The organism is Agrococcus sp. Marseille-P2731 (assembly GCF_900117395.1).
In the GTDB taxonomy this organism is placed as follows: Bacteria; Actinomycetota; Actinomycetes; order Actinomycetales; family Microbacteriaceae; genus Agrococcus.
This window is the reverse complement of record NZ_FPEG01000003.1, coordinates 503,827-525,127: the sequence shown is the minus strand read 5'-3', so window position 1 is coordinate 525,127 and position 21,301 is coordinate 503,827. Positions and strand designations below refer to the sequence as shown.

At 72.3% G+C, this 21,301-nt stretch carries 15 protein-coding genes; 10 read left to right on the top strand and 5 right to left on the bottom strand.

Annotated features, from left to right (window positions below):
- Positions 1-90: 90 nt before the first annotated feature.
- The 3 genes from BQ6202_RS10670 to BQ6202_RS10660 form a co-directional block, all read right to left on the bottom strand.
- Complete coding sequence (locus tag BQ6202_RS10670; RefSeq protein ID WP_072314432.1) at positions 91-297, bottom strand: DUF3073 domain-containing protein; 207 nt, start codon at positions 295-297, stop codon at positions 91-93.
- A 136-nt stretch (positions 298-433) separates the two neighbouring features.
- Entirely contained in the window at positions 434-808 is a 375-nt protein-coding gene (locus BQ6202_RS14920; protein ID WP_072314431.1) for a fluoride efflux transporter FluC, read from the bottom strand.
- Positions 805-1,215 carry a CrcB family protein gene (locus BQ6202_RS10660; RefSeq protein WP_072314430.1) on the bottom strand — a complete coding sequence of 137 codons (411 nt, stop codon included), beginning with the start codon at positions 1,213-1,215 and terminating at the stop codon, positions 805-807. The genes BQ6202_RS14920 and BQ6202_RS10660 overlap by 4 nt, the downstream gene beginning before the upstream one ends.
- 93 nt (positions 1,216-1,308) lie before the next feature.
- On the opposite strand from BQ6202_RS10660, the gene BQ6202_RS10655 reads away from it, so the two are divergent.
- The 9 genes from BQ6202_RS10655 to BQ6202_RS10615 all read left to right on the top strand — a co-directional run bounded on the left by BQ6202_RS10655 (position 1,309) and on the right by BQ6202_RS10615 (position 19,755).
- Positions 1,309-2,049: a MerR family transcriptional regulator gene (locus BQ6202_RS10655; protein ID WP_072314429.1), complete on the top strand. Its 741-nt coding sequence runs from the start codon at positions 1,309-1,311 to the stop codon at positions 2,047-2,049.
- 77 nt (positions 2,050-2,126) lie between these two features.
- Positions 2,127-5,390: an efflux RND transporter permease subunit gene (locus tag BQ6202_RS10650; RefSeq protein WP_072314428.1), complete on the top strand. Its 3,264-nt coding sequence runs from the start codon at positions 2,127-2,129 to the stop codon at positions 5,388-5,390.
- Between the two features lie 140 nt (positions 5,391-5,530).
- Positions 5,531-6,487, top strand: coding sequence for a DUF2510 domain-containing protein (locus tag BQ6202_RS10645; RefSeq protein ID WP_072314427.1), 957 nt, complete (start codon positions 5,531-5,533; stop codon positions 6,485-6,487).
- 198 nt (positions 6,488-6,685) lie between these two features.
- Positions 6,686-9,139 carry a DEAD/DEAH box helicase gene (locus tag BQ6202_RS10640; protein WP_083587337.1) on the top strand — a complete coding sequence of 818 codons (2,454 nt, stop codon included), beginning with the start codon at positions 6,686-6,688 and terminating at the stop codon, positions 9,137-9,139.
- Positions 9,124-9,882, top strand: coding sequence for an SDR family oxidoreductase (locus BQ6202_RS10635; protein ID WP_072314425.1), 759 nt, complete (start codon positions 9,124-9,126; stop codon positions 9,880-9,882). Before BQ6202_RS10640 ends, BQ6202_RS10635 begins: the two co-directional genes overlap by 16 nt.
- A gap of 23 nt (positions 9,883-9,905) precedes the next feature.
- Positions 9,906-11,111 carry a serine hydrolase domain-containing protein gene (locus tag BQ6202_RS10630; RefSeq protein WP_083587204.1) on the top strand — a complete coding sequence of 402 codons (1,206 nt, stop codon included), beginning with the start codon at positions 9,906-9,908 and terminating at the stop codon, positions 11,109-11,111.
- A gap of 118 nt (positions 11,112-11,229) precedes the next feature.
- A complete protein-coding gene (gene recQ, locus BQ6202_RS10625) occupies positions 11,230-13,287 on the top strand; it encodes a DNA helicase RecQ (RefSeq protein WP_083587336.1) in 2,058 nt (685 codons plus the stop codon).
- A complete protein-coding gene (locus BQ6202_RS10620; RefSeq protein WP_072314424.1) occupies positions 13,284-13,685 on the top strand; it encodes an RNA-binding S4 domain-containing protein in 402 nt (133 codons plus the stop codon). The genes recQ and BQ6202_RS10620 overlap by 4 nt, the downstream gene beginning before the upstream one ends.
- 190 nt (positions 13,686-13,875) lie before the next feature.
- A complete protein-coding gene (locus tag BQ6202_RS10615; RefSeq protein WP_159433640.1) occupies positions 13,876-19,755 on the top strand; it encodes an Ig-like domain-containing protein in 5,880 nt (1,959 codons plus the stop codon).
- A 63-nt stretch (positions 19,756-19,818) separates the two neighbouring features.
- On the opposite strand, the gene BQ6202_RS10610 is transcribed toward BQ6202_RS10615, so the two are convergent.
- Positions 19,819-20,049: a hypothetical protein gene (locus BQ6202_RS10610; RefSeq protein WP_072314422.1), complete on the bottom strand. Its 231-nt coding sequence runs from the start codon at positions 20,047-20,049 to the stop codon at positions 19,819-19,821.
- 64 nt (positions 20,050-20,113) lie between these two features.
- Here BQ6202_RS10610 and BQ6202_RS10605 point away from each other — a divergent pair, with 64 nt between their 5' ends.
- Complete coding sequence (locus tag BQ6202_RS10605; protein ID WP_072314421.1) at positions 20,114-20,965, top strand: HpcH/HpaI aldolase/citrate lyase family protein; 852 nt, start codon at positions 20,114-20,116, stop codon at positions 20,963-20,965.
- A 75-nt stretch (positions 20,966-21,040) separates the two neighbouring features.
- Here the strand turns inward: BQ6202_RS10605 and BQ6202_RS10600 are convergent, their stop codons facing one another.
- Positions 21,041-21,235, bottom strand: a complete 195-nt coding sequence (locus tag BQ6202_RS10600; RefSeq protein ID WP_072314420.1) for a CsbD family protein — start codon at positions 21,233-21,235, stop codon at positions 21,041-21,043.
- Positions 21,236-21,301: the final 66 nt, after the last annotated feature.

Here is a 21,301-nt window from a genome sequence, read left to right as displayed (position 1 = left end):
CTCGACCCTCTTGCCGTTGGTGATGGCGTGCGAGGTCACGAACGATCAGCTCCTTCGCTGCTCTGAGCGCCTGAAGCCGATCGTGTCAGCTCAGGCGGTGCGGCCCGTCTGGTACTCGTCAGCGTAGTCGTCGCTCTCGGCGTCGTAGCCGGCGTAGTCGGCCCACTTGTCGATCTCGACGGAGCTATCCGCACCGCCCAGCTCTGCCTGGAGCGCGTTGTAGTTCACGTCAGGGCTGAACGACTTCAGCTCACGCGCGATCTTCGTGTGCTTTGCCTTCTGGCGACCACGACCCATGCTGGACCCCCTTGCTACTGGCGCCGGCTCGCTGTGGCCGACGGACGGTGGGAGAACTTCCTCTTCCAAGTCCAACCTGCATCGTATCACCGCGGCTGTCGATCGCCTGTGCCGGAGCACGGCATGTGCACTGCGGTCAGATCGCGATCGCTGGGGCGACGAGCGCTCCGAGCAGCATGCCGAGCGCGGCGGCCGCACCGCCGCCGACGAGCGTGAGCGCGACGGTCGCGGCGGCTCGCCCGGAGCGACGCCGCTCGAGCTGCTCCACGGCCTGCACGGCGAAGGCCGAGTACGTCGAGAAGCCTGCGCAGAACCCGGTGAGCAGCACGACGCGCCACGCCTCGTCGAGCGGCAGCAGCGTCGTGCAGAAGCCGGCGAGGAGGCTCGCGACGAGGTTGACCGCCATGGTCGCGCGCGCCGGGCGGTCGCGATCGAGCGCACCGGCGGCGAAGCGCAGCACGGCCCCGGCGCCGCCGGCCGCGGCGATGCCGAGCAGCTCGAGCGGTGTCACGCGACCCCGCCTCTCCTCGGACGGATCCGGTGCCTCAGGCGGCGCCCGATCGCGAGCCCCGCCCACGCGCCCAGCAGGCTCACGGCGAGCATGCCGACCGCGAGCGCGATGCCGGGCAGCGCCGGGACGACGGTCGCCCAGCCGCCCGAGCTCGCCGTGGCGCTGACGCTCGCGACCGCGACCGCGCTGAAGGTCGTGAAGCCGCCCAGGAAGCCTGCCCCGACCCCGTGCCGCACCCACGCGGGCGAGCCGGTCAGCGTCGCGACCGCGATGCCGAGCAGCGCGGAGCCGAGCGCGTTCACGGCGAAGAGCAGCCACCACTCCGGCACGGCGTCCTGCAGCAACGCCCGGGCCGCCGTGCCGAGCGCCCCGCCGACGAAGACGGCGAGCACCGATCGCAGCTGCATCGCACCAGCGTATGCCGGTCTTCAAAGCGCCCTGCGCGCATCCGATCGCTCACGCTTGACGTTGACGCAGCGTCAACACATAGCGTCGTCGCCATGGAGTGGTCGATCCAGCGCATCTCGAAGCTCGCGGGCATCTCGAGCCGCACGCTGCGGCACTACGACGCCGTGGGCATCCTGCACCCCGCCCGCACCGACGCGGGTGGGATGCGCTGGTACGACGAGGCATCGCTCACCCGGCTGCAGCGCATCCTGCTGCTGCGCGGGCTCGGCGTGGGCATCCCCGCGATCGCCGAGAGCCTCGAGCGCGCATCCGACGAGGAGGCGCTCGCGGCCCACCTCGTCGACCTCGAGCGCGAGGCGACACGCATCCGACGACAGATCCGCGCCGTTCAGCAGACGCTGCGGGCACGAGAGAGAGGAACGGCAATGGAGGCAGAAGCAGCGCTCGACGGCTTCGATCACAGCCAGTACGAGCAGGAGGTGAGCGAGCGATGGGGCGTCGATGCCTGGAAGCGCAGCGACGAGTGGTGGGGCCGGCAGTCCGACGCCGAGCGGCAGGCGTTCCAGCAGGAGCACCTCGCGCTCGTCGCCGGCTACGCCGCAGCGCGCGACGCGGGCGAGGCCGCCGACTCCGACGCGGTGCAGGCGCTCGCCGAGCGGCACTACCGCTGGGTGGGCGCGGGCTGGCAGCGCGAGCCAGAGCTCGACGCCTTCGCGGGCCTCGGCGACATGTACGTCGCCGACGAGCGGTTCGCGGCGAGCTACGGCGGCACCGAGGGCGCGGCGTACGTGCGCGACGCGATGCACGCCTTCGCCGCGACGCGCAGGGGCTAGCCGATTCATAGTCGGTTGAGGGGCGGATGCGGTGGTCGCCGGATCCGCCCCTCGACCGTTGATGGGAGGATCGGCAGGTGCATCTGCTCTCGCTCGCCAGCATGAAGAACAAGGCGCTCGTCGCCCTCGTCACGATCTGCATCGCCATCTTCGGCGGCGTCGCGCTCACGAGCCTGAAGACCGAGCTCACGCCCGAGCTCGAGCTGCCCGCGGTCGTCGTCACCACGACGCTGCCGGGAGCGAGCCCCGAGATCATCAGCGAGGACATCACCTCGCCCATCGAGGCGGCGGTGCAGTCGGTGCCGGGCCTGGAGGGCACGAGCGGCACCTCGTCGTCTGGCTCGAGCTTCGTCATCGCCGAGTTCGCCTACGGCAGCAACATCCCGACCACCGAGCAGCGCGTGCAGCAGGCGGTCAACCGCATCGCGGGGCAGCTGCCCTCCGGCGCCGAGTCGACCGTGCTGACGGGCTCGATCGCCGACTTCCCGGTGCTGCAGATCGCCATCTCCGGCAGCGACGCCGACTCGACCGCCGAGCTGGTCGACCGCATCGAGACGATCGCGGTGCCGCAGCTCGAGCGCACCGACGGCGTGCGCGCCGTGCAGCTGCAGGGCGCACCCGGTCAGCGCGTCACGATCAGCCCCGACGACGAGGCGCTCGCCGCGCAGGGCCTCTCGCGCCAGAGCATCTCCGACGCGATCGACGAGCACGGCCAGCTGCTGCCTGGCGGCACGGTCGACGACGACGGGCAGACGCTCAGCGTGCAGATCGGCGAGCGGCTGGGATCGGTCGACGACATCGCGGCGCTGCCGCTCTCGGGCGGCACGGCTGGGCAGAGCGCCACGATCAGCGACATGGCCGACGTCGAGCTCGCCGAGGATCCGGTCTCGTCGATCGCGCTCGTCGACGGCGAGCCGGCCGTGATCCTCTCGATCACGAAGACGCAGGCGTCCAACACCGTCGACGTCTCGCACGCGGTGCAGGAGCTGCTGCCCGCCGTGCAGGCCGAGCTCGGCGACGACGTCTCGATCACGACGATCCTCGACCAGGCCCCGTACATCGAGCACTCGATCGAGGCGCTCGCGGTCGAGGGCGTCCTCGGCCTCGCCTTCGCCGTGATCGTCATCCTCATCTTCCTCTGGTCGGTGCGGCCCACGATCGTGACGGCGATCTCCATCCCCATGTCGGTGCTGATGACCTTCATCGGCATGTGGGGAGCGGGCTTCTCGCTCAACGTGCTCACGCTCGGCGCCCTCACCATCTCGATCGGCCGCGTGGTCGACGACTCGATCGTCGTGATCGAGAACATCAAGCGGCACCTGGGCTTCCAGCCCTCGAAGTCGAAGGCGATTCTGGATGCGGTGCGCGAGGTCGCGGGCGCCATCACCGCCTCGACCATCACGAGCGTGATCGTGTTCCTGCCGCTCGCGTTCGTCAGCGACATCACCGGCGAGCTGTTCCGGCCCTTCGCCTTCACCGTCACGATCGCGCTGCTGTCGTCGCTCGCCATCGCGCTGACGATCGTGCCGGTGCTCGCCTACTGGCTGCTGCGGCGGCCGAAGGCGGCGGTCGAGGCGGAGGCGCGCGCCGCCGAGGCCCAGGCTGCGGCCGCCGAGGCGGAGCGCGACGCTGCTGCGCCGGTCACCCGACGCGGCCTGTTCGGGCGACGCCGCGCATCCGGCCCGCAGCCCGCGGGCGCGGCCGCGACGCGCGCCGCGCACGCCGCGCCGGCGGCCGAGCCCGGCGCCCTCGACGAGCGGCCCGATCGCCTGCGGCGCGGCTACCGACCGGTGCTGCTGGCGACCCTCCGCAAGCCCTGGCTCGTGCTCGTCGGCGCGGTGGCGATCCTGGGCGCGAGCATCGCGGCCGTGCCGCTCATGGCCATCAACTTCCTGGGGGACGACGGGCAGACGACCGTGCAGCTGTCGCAGTCGCTCGAGCCGGGCGCCTCGCTCGACACGCAGCTGGATGCGGCGGAGCAGCTCTCGGCACAGCTGGAGGAGGTCGACGGCGTCGAGACGGTCTCGGCGACCGTGGCGGGCGGCGGGCGCTTCGCGGCCTTCACGGGCGGCGGCAGCGGCGGCTCGATCTCCTACGGCGTGATCGCCGCCGACGGCACTGACATGGAGGCGCTGCGCGCAGACATCATCGAGCTGGGTGACGCGGCATCGGGCGAGGTGACCGTCGGTCAGTCCGCGGGCCTGGGCGGCAGCGACATCACGATCGAGGTGCAGGGGCCGACGCCCGAGGTCGTCGAGGCCGCCACCGCATCCGTCGCCGAGTCGATGGCCGACATCGACGGCGTCGCCCAGGTGACCGACTCGCTCGAGGGCGCGCAGCCGCTCGTGCAGGTCGCGGTCGACCGCGAGTACGCCGCGAGCCTGGGCCTCAGCGAGGCAGCGGTCTCCGGCCTCGTCGCGCAGGCGATGCAGCCGACGCCGATCGGCGACATCCAGCTCGAGGGCGCCGTGGTGAGCATCTACCTCGACGCGATCGCTCCGGCCGCGACGCTCGACGAGCTGCGCGACCTCGAGCTGCCGACGCCGAACGGCCCGCTGCCGCTCGCCGACGTCGCAGAGGTCACCGAGATCACCGGCCCCGTCGCCATCGAGACGAGCGACGGCAACCGCACGGCGACCGTCACGGTGACGCCGGACGCGGCGGACGTCGGCGGGGTCTCCGCGGCGCTGCAGGTCGAGCTCGACGCGCTCGACCTCGACGACGGCGCGACAGCGTCGATCGGCGGCGTCGCGACGCAGATCACGGATGCGTTCACGCAGCTCGGGATCGCGGCGCTGATCGCGATCCTGCTCGTCTACGTGGTCATGGTCGCGACCTTCAAGAGCCTGCTGCAGCCGTTCCTGCTGCTGGTGTCGGTGCCGTTCGCGGCCACCGGTGCCATCGCGATGCAGCTCATCACCGGGGTGCCGCTCGGGGTCGCGTCGATGGTGGGCGTGCTGATGCTCGTCGGCATCGTCGTCACGAACGCGATCGTGCTCATCGACCTCGTCAACCAGTACCGGGATCGCGGGCTCTCGGTGCGCGACGCGCTCGTGGAGGGCGCCGAGCGGCGCCTGCGACCGATCCTCATGACCGCGGCGGCGACGATCTTCGCGCTCATCCCGATGGCGGCTGGCCTCACCGGTCAGGGCGGCTTCATCTCGCAGCCGCTCGCGATCGTCGTCATCGGCGGGCTCATCTCGTCGACCCTGCTCACGCTCATCGTCCTGCCGGTGCTCTACCTGCTCGTCGAGGGCGCCATCGAGCGGCGCCGAGTTCGCCGCGGAACGGGCACGCGCGCCCAGCGGCGCGGCGAGCTGGTGGCTGCCGGCGAGGGGTGAGCACCGACGCCGCATGCGTGGCTCTCAGCGGATGCGCGGGGTGCTGTTGGTTGAATGGGCCCGTTCGAGGGCGCCCGGCACGGGGCCCGGGTGCGGGAGCGTGACCCCGCGCCGAGGTGTGGACCGATCGGAGGGGCTGGATGCCGAGCTTCCTGATCGTCCACTCGGCGCCGGAGGACGGCAGGCTCGACGCCTACCGCCAGCCACCCACCCTGGACGTCGGGGGGCTCCGCGCTCCGCTCGACTGGGGCGACATCACCCTGCACGTGCCAGCGGGCGACCTGCCCGTCACGGTCTACGTCACCCGCGCCTCCGGCGAGATCGAGGGCGCGACGATCACGGTGCGGTCGCCCGCGGGCACCGGCACGCGCCTCACCTTCGTGCCGCCGCTCTCGCCCGGAGGCCGCTCGCTCCTGCGGATCGACGGCCAGTGGCCCTCCGACTCCTCCATGCACTACTACGCGGCGCGCGACGCGCGCACGCTGCAGCCGCCGAGCGGGGCCTCCGCACCCTCGGTCACGTTCTCCGGCTCGGCGCCCGCGCAGCAGGCGGCTGCGCCGGCGACCGCGCCGACCCCGGCCGTCGGCCCGATGCCGGGGTCCACGGGCTCGGTGCCCACGCAGTCCTCCGTCTTCGGTCGTGAGCAGGGCGCGCGCGTGGATCCGGTGCGGTCGTCCTCGCCGCAGGCGCCGACACATCTCGGCCCTCGCCCCCGCGCGCAGCAGGCTCCATCGTTCGGGCAGCGTCCGCAGCGCGTCGAGCGCGACGTCTACGGCCGCGAGCATCCCGCCGATGACAAGCAGGCGCCGCCCATCCCGACTCCTGCGGAGTTCCAGCGGCTCGAGCAGGAGGCCGCCGACGCGCAGCGGCGCGTCCACGACGCGTGGCAGGCGCAGCAGCACGTCGAGCAGCAGGCGGCCGCGTCGCAGCACGACGGCGCTCCGCAGCCGATCGGGCTCGCGCCGGGCACCGGGCAGGCGCCGCCGAGCTGGTACCCGGATCCCTTCCGGCGCGCCGATGCGCGCTGGTTCGACGGGCGGCAGTGGACGGCGTCGATCATGCGCGACGGGCAGCGAGCCACGGACCAGCCGGGCTGAGCGCACCGATTGCCCCTGTCGCGCGTCGCGGCAGTGCTCTACGATGGATGGGTCGGCTCGGGACAGACGCATGTGCGTCGCAATGGAGTGTCACCGCGGCCGGAGTTCCCGCGAGCGCACTCGCGGTTGACCAGATCCCCGCGATGAATGCGGCACGACCAGCGCGAGGAGATCCTCGCGCGCACAGAGATGCGAGCAATGCCCCGTAACGACTCGCGCCCCCAGGGCGCCCCCCGATCCAACGACCGCAACAGCCGCCCCGGCTCGCGCAGCGAGGGCCACCGCGGGTTCCGCGGCGAGCAGCCCTCGAAGGGCCGCTGGAACCGCGACGACCGCGACCGCGCCCAGGGCGGCGGCCGCACGAGCTCCGGCCGACCCAACTGGACCCCGCCGGAGGAGCGCAACCGCGACGCCGGCCGCGGGCCGTCGTTCCGCACCCGCGGTGGCGGCCAGGGCGGTCGCGACCACCAGGGCGACGATCGCCTGCACCGCGGCGAGCGCCCGCGCGGCTTCGACCGCGCCCGGGACGAGCACAACGGCCGCGGCAGCTCCTCGGCAGCGCACGACCGCGGTGCGCGCCGCTTCGACGACCGCGCGCCTCGCCGCGATGACGCGCCCCGTCGGGACGACCGCTTCGGCGCTCGCCGCGAGCAGGGTGAGCGTCGCTTCGACGACCGCGGCCCGCGCCGTGACGACCGTGCGCCCCGTCGCGACGACCGCTTCGGCGACCGCCGCGAGCAGGGTGAGCGTCGCTTCGACGACCGCGGCCCGCGCCGTGACGACCGTGCACCCCGTCGCGACGACCGCTTCGGCGACCGCCGCGAGCAGGGTGAGCGTCGCTTCGACGACCGCGGCCCGCGCCGCGAGGAGCGCGGAGAGCGCCGCTTCGACGACCGCGCGCCCCGTCGGGACGACCGCGCCCCGCGTCGGGACGACCGCGCCCCCCGACGTGACGACCGCTCCGGCGACCGCCGCGAGCAGGGTGAGCGTCGCTTCGACGACCGCGCCCCCCGCAGGGACGACCGCGCTCCCCGCCGCGATGACCGCGCTCCTCGTCGTGACGACCGCTTCAGCGACCGTCGCGAGCAGGTCGAGCGTCGCTTCGACGACCGCGCGCCCCGCCGCGACGACCGGGCCCCCCGCCGCGACGCCGACAGCCGCCCGCCTCGCCGCGACCGCTTCGACGAGCAGCCCCGACGCGACAGCACGTACTACCCCTCGAAGGAGTCGAACCCCTTCCAGTCCAAGGACGACGTGGTGCTCGAGCGCCTCGAGGCGACCTCGATCCGCGCTGAGGACGTCGAGGGCGTGACCTTCGCCGACCTCGGCATCGGCGAGAGCATCGCGCGGGCTCTGACCGGCATGGGTGCCGTGTCGCCCTTCCCGATCCAGGCCGCCACCATCCCCGACGTGCTCGGCGGTCGCGACGTGCTCGGCCGCGGTCGCACGGGCTCCGGCAAGAGCATCGCCTTCGGCGCTCCGATCGTCGAGATGCTCCTGCGCGGCCGCTCCGAGCGCCGCGAGATCGGCCGGGCGCCGCGTGCGCTCGTGCTGGCTCCGACGCGCGAGCTCGCGCAGCAGCTGAACCACACGATCATGACGCTCGGCCGCGAGGTCGGGATCTTCACGACCGTCATCGTCGGCGGCGTCAAGCAGGATCGCCAGGTCGAGGGCCTGCGCCGCGGCGTCGACATCGTCATCGGCACGCCGGGCCGCATCGAGGACCTCGTCGAGCAGCGCAAGCTGAACCTCGGCGCGGTCGAGGTCGCGGTGGTCGACGAGGCCGACCACATGTGCGAGCTCGGGTTCCTCGAGCCTGTGCAGCGCATCCTGCGTCGCACCAAGCCCGGCAGCCAGAAGCTGCTCTTCTCGGCGACCCTCGACTCCGAGGTGCAGACCATCGTCAAGGAGTTCCTGCCCAAGCCGGCGGTGCACGAGGTCGCCGGTGAGGAGCAGTCCACGTCGACGATCGACCACCAGATCCTCGTCACCGACCGCTACGACAAGGATGCGGTGCTCGAGCAGATCGTGCGCAACCCCGGTCGCATCGTGGTCTTCACCCGCACCCGCGCATACGCCGAGCGCCTCGCAGAGCAGTTCGACGATGCGGGCATCGCCGCGGTCAGCCTCCACGGCGACCTCACGCAGGCGAAGCGCAACCGCTCGCTCGAGAAGCTCAAGCGCGGCAAGGTCGACGTCCTGGTCGCGACCGATGTCGCTGCCCGTGGCATCCACATCGACGACATCGCGCTCGTCGTGCAGGCCGACCCGCCGGACGAGTACAAGACCTACCTGCACCGCGCAGGCCGCACGGGCCGCGCAGGCAACGACGGCCGCGTCGTCACCGTGATCGCCCCGGCGCGCCGCAAGCGCACCCAGCAGCTGCTGGACCGGGCAGAGATCGAGGCGCCGATGATCCCCGTCACGCCCGGCGACGACCTGCTCGACACGCTCACCGCGCCGCCGGCCCCGGCAGCATCGATCACGACGATGCGCATGGCCCAACGCTACGCCAGCCCCCGCACAACGCAAGCCCGCAGCGGCAAGGACGGCTTGGATCTTCGCGATCCGGGCCGTCCTGCGTGCAGGCTGCGCTCCCGGCTTGCGTTGTGCGGGGGCTGGCGTAGCGTTGGGCCATGCGCATCGTCGTGATCGGCGGATCTGGAAACGCGGGCTCAGCCATCGTGCGGGCTCTGGCGCGGCGGGGTGCCGACGTGCACCCCATGTCGCGGTCGGGCAAGGCCATCGCCGGGGCCTCCGGCGTCCAGGCCGACATCGTCTCCGGCGATGGCCTCGACCAGGCGCTCGCCGGCGCAGAGGTGATCGTCGACGCCGTCAACTCGCGCAACCCCATCGACCCGAAGCCCTTCACGATCGGCGCGCGCAACGTCGTCTCGGCGGCTGAGCGCGCCGGCGTCCAGCGGGCGGTGCTGCTCTCGATCCTCGGCGTCGACCGCTCCAAGCTCTCGTACCACCGGCGCAAGCACGAGCAGGAGCTCACCTACCTCGACGCGCCGCTCGAGGTGGCGGTCGTGCGTGCCGCGCAGTTCCACGAGTGGTCGGTCGACCAGTTCGAGGCCGGCTCGGCGCTCGGCGCGATCCCGGTCGTGCTCGGCGGCCGGATGCAGCCGGTCGCGGTGAGCGAGGTGGCCGACCTGTGCGCGGACGAGGCGCTCGAGCCGAGCGGCAAGCGCTTCATCGAGATCGCCGGGCCGCAGGTGCGGCTCTCGCGCGAGCTCGCGAAGTCGTGGCAGGCGGCGACCGGCGCGCGCGGGCTCATCGTCAACGGTCCGTTCCCGCCGTCGCTGCTCGACTACCTGCGCTCGGGCGCCAACTTCACCGAGCAGCACCGGGGCCGCGTCACGTTCGAGGAGTGGCTCGCGCGGCGACGCTGAGCACCGGGCGGCAGGATCATGGCATGGCGGATGCGCGGTGCGGCCGCGCGAGCGGAGCGGCGGTGAGCGCGTCGCTGCGCGAGCGGCTGCAGCGCATCGCCGATGTCGCGGTCGAGCGGCACGGCGTGCCCGGTGTGGTCGGGGCGCTCTCGAGCCGCGACGGCGCATCCGTGGTCGTCGCCGGTGCGCGGTCGCTCGGCGGCGCGCCCATGACGCCCGACACCGTGTTCCGCATCGCATCGGTCACGAAGCCGCTCGTCGCTGCGGCAGCCATGGTGCTCGTCGACAGAGGCACGCTCCGCCTCGACGACCCGGTCGAGCGCTGGCTGCCGGAGCTCGCGGCCCCGCGCGTGCTCCGCGACCCGGCCGGCCCGCTCGACGAGGCGCAGCCCGCGCACGAGCCCATCAGGGTCGGGCACCTCCTGGCGCTGCGCGGCGGTCTCGGCTTCGCGGGCTTCGCGTCGACACCGCTCACGACCGCGCTCGCCGAGCGCCTGCACCAGGCGGCACCGCATCCCTCTGGCTGGCCCGCACCCGACGCGTGGATCGCCCGGGCGGCCCGGCTGCCGCTGCTGCACGAGCCCGGTCGGGGCTGGAGCTACAACACCGGGCTCGACCTCGCCGGTGTGCTCCTGGCGCGCGCCGCAGGCTCCAGCCTCGGCGACGTGCTCGCCGACACGCTCCTCGAGCCGCTCGGCATGGAGGACACCGGCTTCCGGCTCCGCGACGACCAGGTGCCGCGCACCGCGGCCGCCTATGCGCGGCAGGAGGGCGAGCTGGTGCTGCGCGACCCGGCGGCCGGCGCGTGGGCGGGCGCCGTGCCCTTCGAGTCCGGCGCGGGCGGTCTGGTGTCGACGGTCGAGGACCTGCTGTCCTTCGGGCGGATGCTCGTGGCCGGTGGCCGCGCAGGCGGCCGCCGGGTGCTGAGCGAGACCGCGGTGGCGCAGATGCTCGCGCCGGGGGAGCCCTCGAGCCCCGACCACCCCTTCCTGGAGGGGCAGTCGTGGTCGCTCGGGGGCAGCGTCGATGTCGTCGAGCGGCAGCCGTGGGAGGTGCTCGGCCGCTACGGCTGGATCGGCGGCACCGGCACGGCGCTGTACGTCTACCCCGATGCGCAGGCCGTGCTCGTCTGGCTCACGCAGCACGCCCTCGGAGCGCCCGACGACGCCGACCGCATCGTGCCGCCGCTGCTGCTGGCCGCGCAGCACGCGCGCGAGCTCGCGCGGTAGCGGCCAGCGCGCCCGCACGCGCCGCTCCACAGGCGCCCGGCGCGGCATCGCGCGCGTGGGCGCCTCCACCTAGGGTGGGATGCGTCATGGACGCGAAGGGGGACGCGTGACCGACGCGATGTGCGACGAGTGGGCTCCGCCCAGCGACGACGATGCACCCGAGCCCTGGGACGCCTACGGGGCTCCGGAGGATGGCTGGGTGCCGCCGCCCGATCCGGGTGCCCTGGTCGGAGCGCCCACGGACGCCGGCTCGGCTGGCAGCAGCCGCGCAGGATCGTCGGGCTCGAGCGCTCGCGCGTCGCGGGGCCGAGGGCAGGGGAGCGGGGCGCAGGGCAGTCGCCCGCAGGTCGCGCGCGCGCCGGGCGTCGCTGCATCCGCCAAGGCCGCGACGCTGCTCGAGGCGCTCACCCGCGTCTGGGGCTACGACGCGTTCCGCGGCGAGCAGGCGGCGGTCATCGACGAGATCGTCGCGGGCCGCGACGCCGTCGTGCTCATGCCCACCGGTGGAGGCAAGAGCCTCTGCTACCAGATCCCCTCGCTGGTGCGCGAGGGGACGGGCGTCGTCATCAGCCCGCTGATCGCGCTCATGCACGACCAGGTCGACGCGCTCGAGCAGCTCGGCGTGCGCGCCGCCTACCTGAACTCGACGCAGTCGATCGACGAGCGCCGCGATGTCGAGCGGCGCCTGCTGGCGGGCGAGCTCGACATGCTCTACCTGGCGCCCGAGCGGCTGCCGGTCGCCCAGAGCCTGCTCGACGCCGCCCCGATCGCGCTCTTCGCCATTGACGAGGCGCACTGCGTGAGCCAGTGGGGCCACGACTTCCGTCCCGACTACCTCCAGCTGTCGGTGCTGGGCGAGCGGTGGCCCGACGTTCCGCGCATCGCCCTCACCGCGACCGCCACCAGCGAGACGCGCACCGAGATCGTCGAGCGTCTCGGCCTGCGCGGTGCGCAGGTGTTCGTGTCGAGCTTCGACCGGCCCAACATCCAGTACCGCATCGCGCCCAAGCAGGATGCGAAGGCACAGCTGCTGCGCATCATCCGCGACGAGCACCCCGGCGCCGCCGGCATCGTCTACTGCCTGTCGAGGCGCTCGGTCGAGTCGACGGCCGAGTGGCTGCGCGCGCAGGGCGTCGACGCACTGCCGTACCACGCGGGGCTCGACGGCGGCATGCGCGCCGCCAACCAGCAGCGCTTCTTGCGGGAGGACGGTGTCGTGATGGTCGCGACGATCGCCTTCGGCATGGGCATCGACAAGCCCGACGTGCGCTTCGTCGCCCACCTCGATCTGCCGAAGTCGGTCGAGGGGTACTACCAGGAGACCGGTCGAGCCGGCCGCGACGGCGAGCCCTCGACCGCGTGGCTCGCCTACGGGCTGCAGGATGTCGTGCAGCAGCGCCGCATGATCGCCGAGGGCGAGGGCGATGCCCAGCGCAAGCGCAACCAGACGCTGCACCTCGATGCGATGCTCGCGCTCTGCGAGACGGTCGAGTGCCGCCGGGTGCAGCTGCTCGCATACTTCGGTGAGCCGAGCACGGCGTGCGGCAACTGCGACACCTGCCTCACGCCGCCCGACTCCTACGACGGCACGGTGCGTGCGCAGAAGCTCCTCTCCACGATCGTGCGGCTGCAGCGCGAGCGGCGGCAGGCCTACGGTGCCGGCCACCTGGTCGACATCCTCGTCGGGGCCGAGACCGAGCGCATCCGCCGCTTCGGTCACGATGCGCTCGCGACCTACGGCATCGGCGGCGACCTGCCAGCCGCGCAGTGGCGCGGCGTCGTGCGGCAGCTGCTGGCGCAGGGGCTGCTGCAGGTGCAGGGCGAGTACGGCGTGCTGGCGACGACGGATGCGTCGGGGGCGGTGCTCGCGGGCGAGCGAGCGGTGCGCCTGCGGCACGAGACGAAGGCGCCGGCGAAGGCGGCGAAGCGCTCGACGTCGACCGCGCAGCTCGACGACGTGCAGCAGGGCGTCTTCCAGGCCCTTCGATCGTGGCGCGCCTCGACCGCGAAGGAGCAGGCGGTGCCCGCCTACGTGGTCTTCAACGACAAGACCCTGGCAGCGATCGCCGAGCGGAAGCCGTCCACCCTCGTCGAGCTCTCGACCGTCTCGGGCGTCGGCGAGTCGAAGCTCGAGCGCTACGGCGAGGCCGTGCTCGAGGTGCTGGCGGCGGCGTGAGCCCGGCCGCGCCAGGCAGCGATGGCCAGCGCGCCACCGTGCGGCTCGACGTCTGGATCTGGGCCGTGCGGCTCGTGAAGACCCGCGCCGCCGCGACCGAGGCCTGCAGAGGTGGCCACGTGAAGGTGGGCGGGCGGCCCGCGAAGGCCGCGCAGCCGGTGCGGGTGGGTGATGAGGTGCGCGTGCGCATCCACGGCTTCGACCGCGTCGTCATCGTCACGCAGCTGCTCGCGAAGCGTGTCGGCGCCCCCGCTGCGGCGGCAGCCTTCGACGACCACTCGCCGCCGAGGCCGACCGCGCTCGAGGCGGCGCAGGTACCGCACCGGCCGCGTGGCGCCGGTCGTCCGACGAGCCGCGAGCGGCGTGAGATCGACCGTCTCCGGGGCCGGGAGAGCTGAGCGAACCTCGCGTATACCACATTGAGGCGCGTAACGTTTTGGATACATTCTCAGCAATCTTCGGTCCGAGAACTCTTCCGATTGCGTAGTTTTAGGTTTCGAGACCTCAGCCGCTCCCTTCATGATCCTCAGCAAGTCCTCAGGGTCGATGGCGGCTGCTGCACCGCTGCGTCGGAATCGGAGACCCGCCATGTCCAGGAAGCCACTGCTGGGAGCATCGTCGAGGCGCATTCGCGACCGAGTGCTCGCCGCGATCACGGCCACCGCGCTCGTCACCTTCGGCGTCCACCTGGGCGCATCTCCGGCCTCCGCGCTGCCGGGTGAGTCATCCCGCGCCGACGCGAGGTTCCTCGACGCGGCAGCGCTCGGCCTCGACCTCGCCGGGATCGACGGCGCCGCGGCCGTATACGTCGACGGTGCCAGCGAGGGCACGTCGGACGTCGATGACGCACCGCTCGACGTCACCGCGCTCAGCGCGCTGACCCTCGGCCTCCCGGACCTGGAGATCGGCGTCGGCGAGCTGCTGCAGCTCGGGCTGATCCAGCAGTACGCCGAGGCGCAGCCCGGCGGCGCTTCGACGGCGAGCGCCTCCACGGCCGACCTCGAGATCGACCTGCTGGCGCTGCTGCCGACGACGCCGGCACTGTCGACCGGCACGGTCTCTCTGGGAGCGGTGGGCTCCGACGCCACGCTCGCCGAGGACGGCACGCTGACGCGCACGACGACCATCGCCGACGCGACGCTCGAGCTCGAGTCGCCGCTCGTCGGCGACCTCACCACCACGGTCACCGCGGCGACCGCGACCGTGAACACCGCCGTCAACGGCCTGACCGACGTGCTCGAGGGAGCCGTCAACGGCGTGGTCGGCGACGTGCTCGACCTGGTCGGCGGTCTCACGGGCCTCACGAGCACCGACACCGAGGTGACGGTCGACTCCCGGCTCGACGAAGCGGTCGCCGGTCTGCTCACCCAGACGCTGAGCACCGACCTGGTCTCCATCGACCTCAGCACCGGTGTCATCACCGTCGATCTCGCGGGCGGCATCGACCTGAACGACCTGGCGCCCAACTCGACGCTCCTGAGCCCCGCGGTGCTGCAGGCCGTCTCGGCCGATGTTGCCGAGCTGCTCGGCGAGCTGCAGGGCGATGTCAACGACGTCCTCGCCAACGCGACCGACTACGTCGACGTCACCATCGCCTCCGACACCGCAGTCACCGTGCCCATCGTCGGCACCGTGCTCGCCGGCCTCACCATCGACTTCGACGGCACGCTCGGCGCGCTCATCGACGGCAGCGCGCCGCTCGAGATCGCCGGCACCGGGCTCCTCGCGCTGCTCCCGCTCGACGCCGCATCCGACCTGGTCGTCGGCGCGATCACGCCTGCGGTCGACCTGGCGCTCAACACGGTGCTCGACACTGCGGGCGCCACGGTCGACACGGCCGTCACCACCCTGACCAACGCCCTCGCCCCCGCGCTCACGGCGCTCGGCGGCGTCGCTGCCATCAACCTCAACGTGCAGGACGACGGCGACGGCCTCGCCGACGCTGCCACGGTCACGGCAGTGCAGCTCCTGGTGCTCGGCGGTGCCGTCGGCATCGACGTGGCGACCTCCTCGGTGGGGCCGAACGTGCAGCTCGACTTCGTGCCGACGATCGACGCGACCGATGCAGCCACCGGCGCCACGAGCACGATCTCGGGCGACGGCTGGCCGGCGGAGACGACCGTGAGCCTCCAAGTGACTGACGCCGCGGGCGCTCCGGTCGGAGGTCCGATCACCGTGGTGACCGATGAGGCGGGTGCGATCCCCGCCGACACGACCTACCCGATCGACGCGGATGCCGCCCCCGGCACTGCCACGATCACGGGCACGGCGCTGGACGCCGATGGTTCGCCGACGGATGTCACGGCGACCGGAACCTTCGAGATCAGCGACGCGACGGCGCCGGATGCGCCGGTGATCGAGTCGCCCGCGGATGGCTCGACGATCGCTGACGCGACCCCGACCGTGTCGGGCACGGGTGAGCCGGGCGCGACGGTCGAGGTCTCGATCGATGGCGCCGTGGTCGGTACGGCTGAGGTCGACGAGGAGGGCGCCTGGTCGCTGCCGACGACGGAGGAGCTGGCCGAGGGCGAGCACACGGTCGATGCGGCCCAGACGGATGCGGCGGGCAATGTCTCCGCTGCTGACTCGAACACGTTCGTGGTCGACACGACGGCGCCGGAGGCGCCGGTGATCGTCTCGCCTGTGGATGGTTCGTCGATCGCTGACACGACTCCGACGGTGAGCGGTTCGGGTGAGCCGGGCGCGACGGTCGAGGTCTCGATCGATGGCGCCGTGGTGGGCACGGCCGAGGTCGATGAGGAGGGCGCCTGGTCGCTTCCGACGACGGAGGAGCTGGCCGAGGGTGAGCACACGGTCGATGCGACGCAGACGGATGCGGCGGGCAACGTGTCGCCGGCGGACAGCGTGTCGTTCACGGTCGATGTGACGGCGCCGGATGCTCCGGTGATCACGGGTCCGGTGGATGGTTCGACGATCTCGGATGCGTCGCCGACGGTGACGGGTACGGGTGAGCCGGGCGCGACGGTCGAGGTGTCGATCGATGGTGCGGTGGTCGGTACGGCCGAGGTCGATGAGGATGGCGTCTGGTCGCTTCCGACGACCGAGGTGCTCGCTGATGGTGAGCACACGGTGGATGCGACGCAGACGGATGCGGCGGGCAACGTGTCGCCGGCGGACAGCGTGTCGTTCACGGTCGACAGCGCTGCTCCGGTGGCGCCGGTGATCGAGGAGCCGGTCAGCGGCAGCTCGACGGATGACAGCACGCCGACGGTGGCTGGTTCTGGTGAGGCTGGGTCGACGGTCGTGGTGACCTCGACCGAGGGTCTGGTGCTGGGTGAGGCGCTGGTCGATGAGGACGGGGCGTGGAGCTTCGCGTCGATCGAGCTCGCTGATGGCACGTACACGATCACGGCGGTGCAGACGGATGCGGTCGGGAACGAGTCGGCGACGTCGAACTCGGTGATCTTCACGGTCGACACGGTGGCGCCGGAGGCGCCGGTGATCGTCTCGCCCGCTGACGGGTCGACGATCGGCGACGCGACGCCGACGGTGACCGGCACGGGTGAGCCGGGCGCGATCGTCGAGGTGTCGATCGATGGCGCCGTGGTCGGCACGACCGAGGTCGACCTCGACGGCGACTGGTCGCTTCCGACGACCGAGGAGCTGACCGAGGGTGAGCACACGGTCGACGCGACGCAGACGGATGCGGCGGGCAACACCTCCGCTGCCGACAGCAACACGTTCACGGTCGACACGACGGCGCCGGATGCTCCGGTGATCGAGTCGCCCGCGGACGGGTCGACGATCGCTGACGCGACGCCGACCGTGTCGGGCACGGGCGAGCCGGGCGCGACGGTCGAGGTGTCGATCGACGGCGCGGTGATCGGCACGACCGAGGTCGACGAGGACGGCGCCTGGTCGCTGCCGACGACAGAGGAGCTCGCCGAGGGCGAGCACACGGTCGACGCGACCCAGACCGACGTGGCGGGCAACACCTCCGCTGCCGACTCGAACACGTTCACGGTCGACACCGTTGCACCGGATGCTCCGGTGATCGAGTCGCCCGCTGACGGGTCGACGATCAACGACACGACCCCGACGGTCAGCGGCACGGGCGAGCCCGGCGCGACGGTCGAGGTCTCGATCGATGGCGCCGTGGTCGGTACGGCTGAGGTCGACGAGGAGGGCGCCTGGTCGCTGCCGACGACCGAGGAGCTGGCCGAGGGCGAGCACACGGTCGACGCGACCCAGACGGATGCGGCGGGCAACACCTCCGCAGCCGACTCGAACACCTTCACCATCGATGCCACGGCTCCCGAGGCACCGGTGATCACCGAACCGCTCGACGGCACGATCACGAACGACGCGACGCCCGCGATCATCGGCACCGCCGAGCCGGGCACGACCGTCGACGTGACGATCAGCGGCGCTGACGGCAGCTCGGTGGTGCTCGAGGACGTCGCGGTCGGCGATGACGGCACCTGGTCGGTTACCCCGACGGAGCCGCTGGCGGATGGCGAGCAGACGATCACGGCCACGGCGACGGATGACGCGGGCAACACCTCGGCTCCGTCGGCACCCGTCACGATCACGGTCGACACCGCGGCTCCCGAGGCGCCGGTCATCACCAGCCCCGAGGACGGCTCGGTCACGAGCGACCGCACGCCCGCGATCAGCGGCACGGCTGAGGCAGGCACCACGGTCGATGTCACGATCACGGATGCGGGTGGCAGCACCGTCAACATCCGCGAGGTGCCGGTCAACGACGTCGACGGGGACGGGACGGGCTCGTGGTCCGTCACCCCGGTCTCGCCCCTCGCGGACGGTGACTACACGGCGACGGCCACCTCGACCGACGAGGCCGGCAACGTCTCGCCGAGCTCCGAGCCGGTCGACTTCACGGTCGACTCGACCAGCCCGGCGGCACCGGTGATCACCAGCCCGACGGACGGCCAGGTCATCGGCGACAGCACGCCGGCGATCAGCGGCACCGGCGAGCCCGGTGCGACGGTGGAGGTCGTCATCGACGGCGCAGTCATCGGCACGGCTCCCGTGCAGCCTGACGGCACGTGGACGCTGACGACGCCTGAGCCGCTCGCCGACGGCGAGCACACGGCCTCGGCTACGCAGCAGGATGCGGCGGGCAACACGTCGCCGCCCTCCGACGAGGTGACCTTCACGATCGACAGCACGCTGCCGCAGATCGAGATCCTCTCGCCGACCGAGGGCGAGGCGGTTGCCGACACCACGCCGGAGATCTCCGGCACCGGCGACGCCGGCGACACGATCGCGGTCTCCATCGACGGCGACGCCATCGGTGGGACGACGGTCGAGGCAGATGGCTCGTGGGCGATCACCGTCGCCGAGCCGCTGACCGAGGGCGAGCACACGGTAGAGGCGACGGCGACGGACGAGGCGGGCAACACCGCTTCCGACGGCCCCGTCTCGTTCACGGTCGACGTGACCGCGCCCGACGCGCCGGTCATCACCGAGCCGAGCGACGGCGAGCTGCTGAACGACAGCACGCCGCCGATCAGCGGCACCGGTGAGCCGGGTGCGACGGTCGACGTGACGATCACCGGTCCGGATGGCAGCACGACGGTCATCGAGGATGTTCCGGTGGCCGAGGACGGCACCTGGACGGTGACGCCCGAGGAGGAGCTGGTCGACGGCGAGCACACGATCGAGGCGACGCAGACCGACCCCGCGGGGAACGTCTCGGAGCCGTCCGCACCGGTCGTCGTCACGATCGACACCACCGCGCCCGACGCGCCGGTCATCACGAGCCCGAGCGACGGCGACGTGCTGACGGATGACACGCCGACGATCGAGGGCACCGGCGAGGCCGGCGACACGATCACGGTCATCGTCGACGGTGCGCCGGTCGGCGAGGTGACGGTCGGGGAGGACGGCACGTGGGAGCTCGTGATCGACGAGCCGCTGGGCGAGGGCAGCCACGTCATCGAGGCGATCGCGACCGATCCCGCCGGCAACGTCTCCGAGCCGTCCGACCCGGTGCAGGTCTACCTGCCGACGGTCGACGCCGGAGAGACGGTCGAGCCGGGCGGCGAGCTGCCCGTCACGGGCGGCGGCTTCCCGCCGAACACCGAGATCGTGATCATCGTCGAGGACGGCGACGGCACCCCGATCGGCGACCCGGTGACCGTGGTGACGGACGAGGATGGAGACTTCTCCACCGAGATCCCGATCCCGGAGGACGCGGCACCCGGTGACGCCACGGTCGTGGTCACCACGCCCGACGGCACCGAGATCACGGACGAGGTCACGATCGTCGCTCCGGGCACGCCCGGCACGCCGGGCGAGCCCGGTGAGCCTGGGCAGCCTGGGCAGCCTGGGCAGCCTGGGCAGCCCGGCCAGCCCGGCCAGCCCGGCGGGTCCGGTTCGCTGCCGACCACGGGTGGTACGCCGGCTCCCGCGCTGGCACTGGCGGGACTCCTGCTCCTCGCAGGGCTCGCGCTGCTGATCCGCCGCCGCCAGGAGGCCTAGTACGCGATGAGGGGCCGCCGTCCGACACCGGACGGCGGCCCCTCTCGTGCGCGTGGGAGCGGCTCAGTCGCCGCTGAAGAACGACGTGACGAGCCAGATGATGCCGGGGACGAACAGCGCCGTGCCGATCACGAGCACCCCCATGCCGGCGATGAGGTGCGGCTGGCCAGACTCGGTGCTGCGCCGACGCCTCGCGCCGATGCGCAGCAGCACGATCGCCGCCGCGATGGCGCCGAGACCCAGCGCCGCCAACCAGATGCTGCCACCCTGGCCGAAGCCCTGCATGAAGTCCATGCCGCGAGGGTAGCCGCGCTCGCTGAGCCAGCCCTCAGCGCATGCGCGCCGGTAGGCTCGATGGGTGACCCGCCAAGACATCTCGCCGCTCATCGCCCGTTCGTGGCTGCTCGTGCCCGCCTCGAAGCCGGAGCTCTTCGAGATCGCTCAGGCGAGCGACGCCGACGCCATCATCATCGACATCGAGGATGCGGTGGCCGCCAAGGACAAGGCACAGGCGCGCGCAGACACCGTCGAGTGGCTCAGCACCGGGCATCGCGCGTGGGTGCGCATCAACGACGCCGCCAGCGAGTTCTGGAGCACCGACCTCGCTGAGCTGAAGGACGCGCCCGGCCTCGAGGGCATCATGCTCGCCAAGACCGAATCCGCCAGCCACGTCGACGACACGGCCGACCGCCTGCCTGAGGACATGCCGATCCTCGCGCTCGTCGAGACCGCGCGCGGGGTGCTGCACGTCGAGCGCATCGCCAGCGCCCCCTCGACGTTCCGCATCGCCTTCGGCACCGGCGACTTCAAGCGGGACACGGCGACCGGGGAGGATCCCATCGCTCTCGCATACGCGCGCTCGCAGCTCGTGATCGCCTCGCGCGCCGCACGCCTGCCCGCGCCGATCGACGGCCCGACCCTGTCGACGGATGCGCTGGTCGACGGCACGAGGCTGACGAAGGAGATGGGGATGTCGGGCAAGCTCTGCCTGACGCACACGCAGGCCGCCACCATCAACGAGGGGCTCGCCCCGAGCGTCGAGGAAGTCGCGTGGGCGCATGCGTTCGTGCGGGCGTTCGAGGAGTCCGGCGGCAAGATCACCGACGGCAGCGATCTTCCGCGACTCGCGCGGGCGCAGAAGATCCAGGCGCAGGCGCGCGACTTCGGCATCGAGGCGACCGCCGCGCAGCTGGGCGAGCTGAACTACTGACCCCCGCGGCTGTGCCGCGAACGACGATGGGGCCGGGCGCATGCGCCCGGCCCCATCGTCGTGATCACTGAGAGATCAGTGCTTGAAGGCGTCCTTCACGTCGTCGCCAGCGTCCTTGACGTGCTCGCCAGCCTGCTTGGTGTTCGCGACGCTCTGGTCCTTCACACCCTCAGCCTGCAGGCGCTCGTTGTCGGTCGCATCGCCGATGCTCTCCTTGGCGTTGCCGACGGCTTCCTTCGCCGAGTTCGAGATCTTGTCGCCGAGTCCCATGTCCTCAACCTCCTTCGATCGATGGAGCGTTCGCTCCGAGGCCCCCACGCTAGGCGCTGCCCCTGG

Coding starts and splice junctions, on each gene's coding strand:
- recQ (WP_083587336.1), top strand. CDS start 11,230: ATGTGCGACGAGTGGGCTCCGCCCAGCGACGACGATGCACCCGAGCCC.
- BQ6202_RS10660 (WP_072314430.1), bottom strand. CDS start 1,215: ATGCAGCTGCGATCGGTGCTCGCCGTCTTCGTCGGCGGGGCGCTCGGC.
- BQ6202_RS10670 (WP_072314432.1), bottom strand. CDS start 297: ATGGGTCGTGGTCGCCAGAAGGCAAAGCACACGAAGATCGCGCGTGAG.
- BQ6202_RS10615 (WP_159433640.1), top strand. CDS start 13,876: ATGTCCAGGAAGCCACTGCTGGGAGCATCGTCGAGGCGCATTCGCGAC.
- BQ6202_RS10645 (WP_072314427.1), top strand. CDS start 5,531: ATGCCGAGCTTCCTGATCGTCCACTCGGCGCCGGAGGACGGCAGGCTC.
- BQ6202_RS10635 (WP_072314425.1), top strand. CDS start 9,124: ATGCGCATCGTCGTGATCGGCGGATCTGGAAACGCGGGCTCAGCCATC.
- BQ6202_RS10655 (WP_072314429.1), top strand. CDS start 1,309: ATGGAGTGGTCGATCCAGCGCATCTCGAAGCTCGCGGGCATCTCGAGC.
- BQ6202_RS10600 (WP_072314420.1), bottom strand. CDS start 21,235: ATGGGACTCGGCGACAAGATCTCGAACTCGGCGAAGGAAGCCGTCGGC.
- BQ6202_RS10630 (WP_083587204.1), top strand. CDS start 9,906: ATGGCGGATGCGCGGTGCGGCCGCGCGAGCGGAGCGGCGGTGAGCGCG.
- BQ6202_RS10610 (WP_072314422.1), bottom strand. CDS start 20,049: ATGGACTTCATGCAGGGCTTCGGCCAGGGTGGCAGCATCTGGTTGGCG.
- BQ6202_RS10640 (WP_083587337.1), top strand. CDS start 6,686: ATGCCCCGTAACGACTCGCGCCCCCAGGGCGCCCCCCGATCCAACGAC.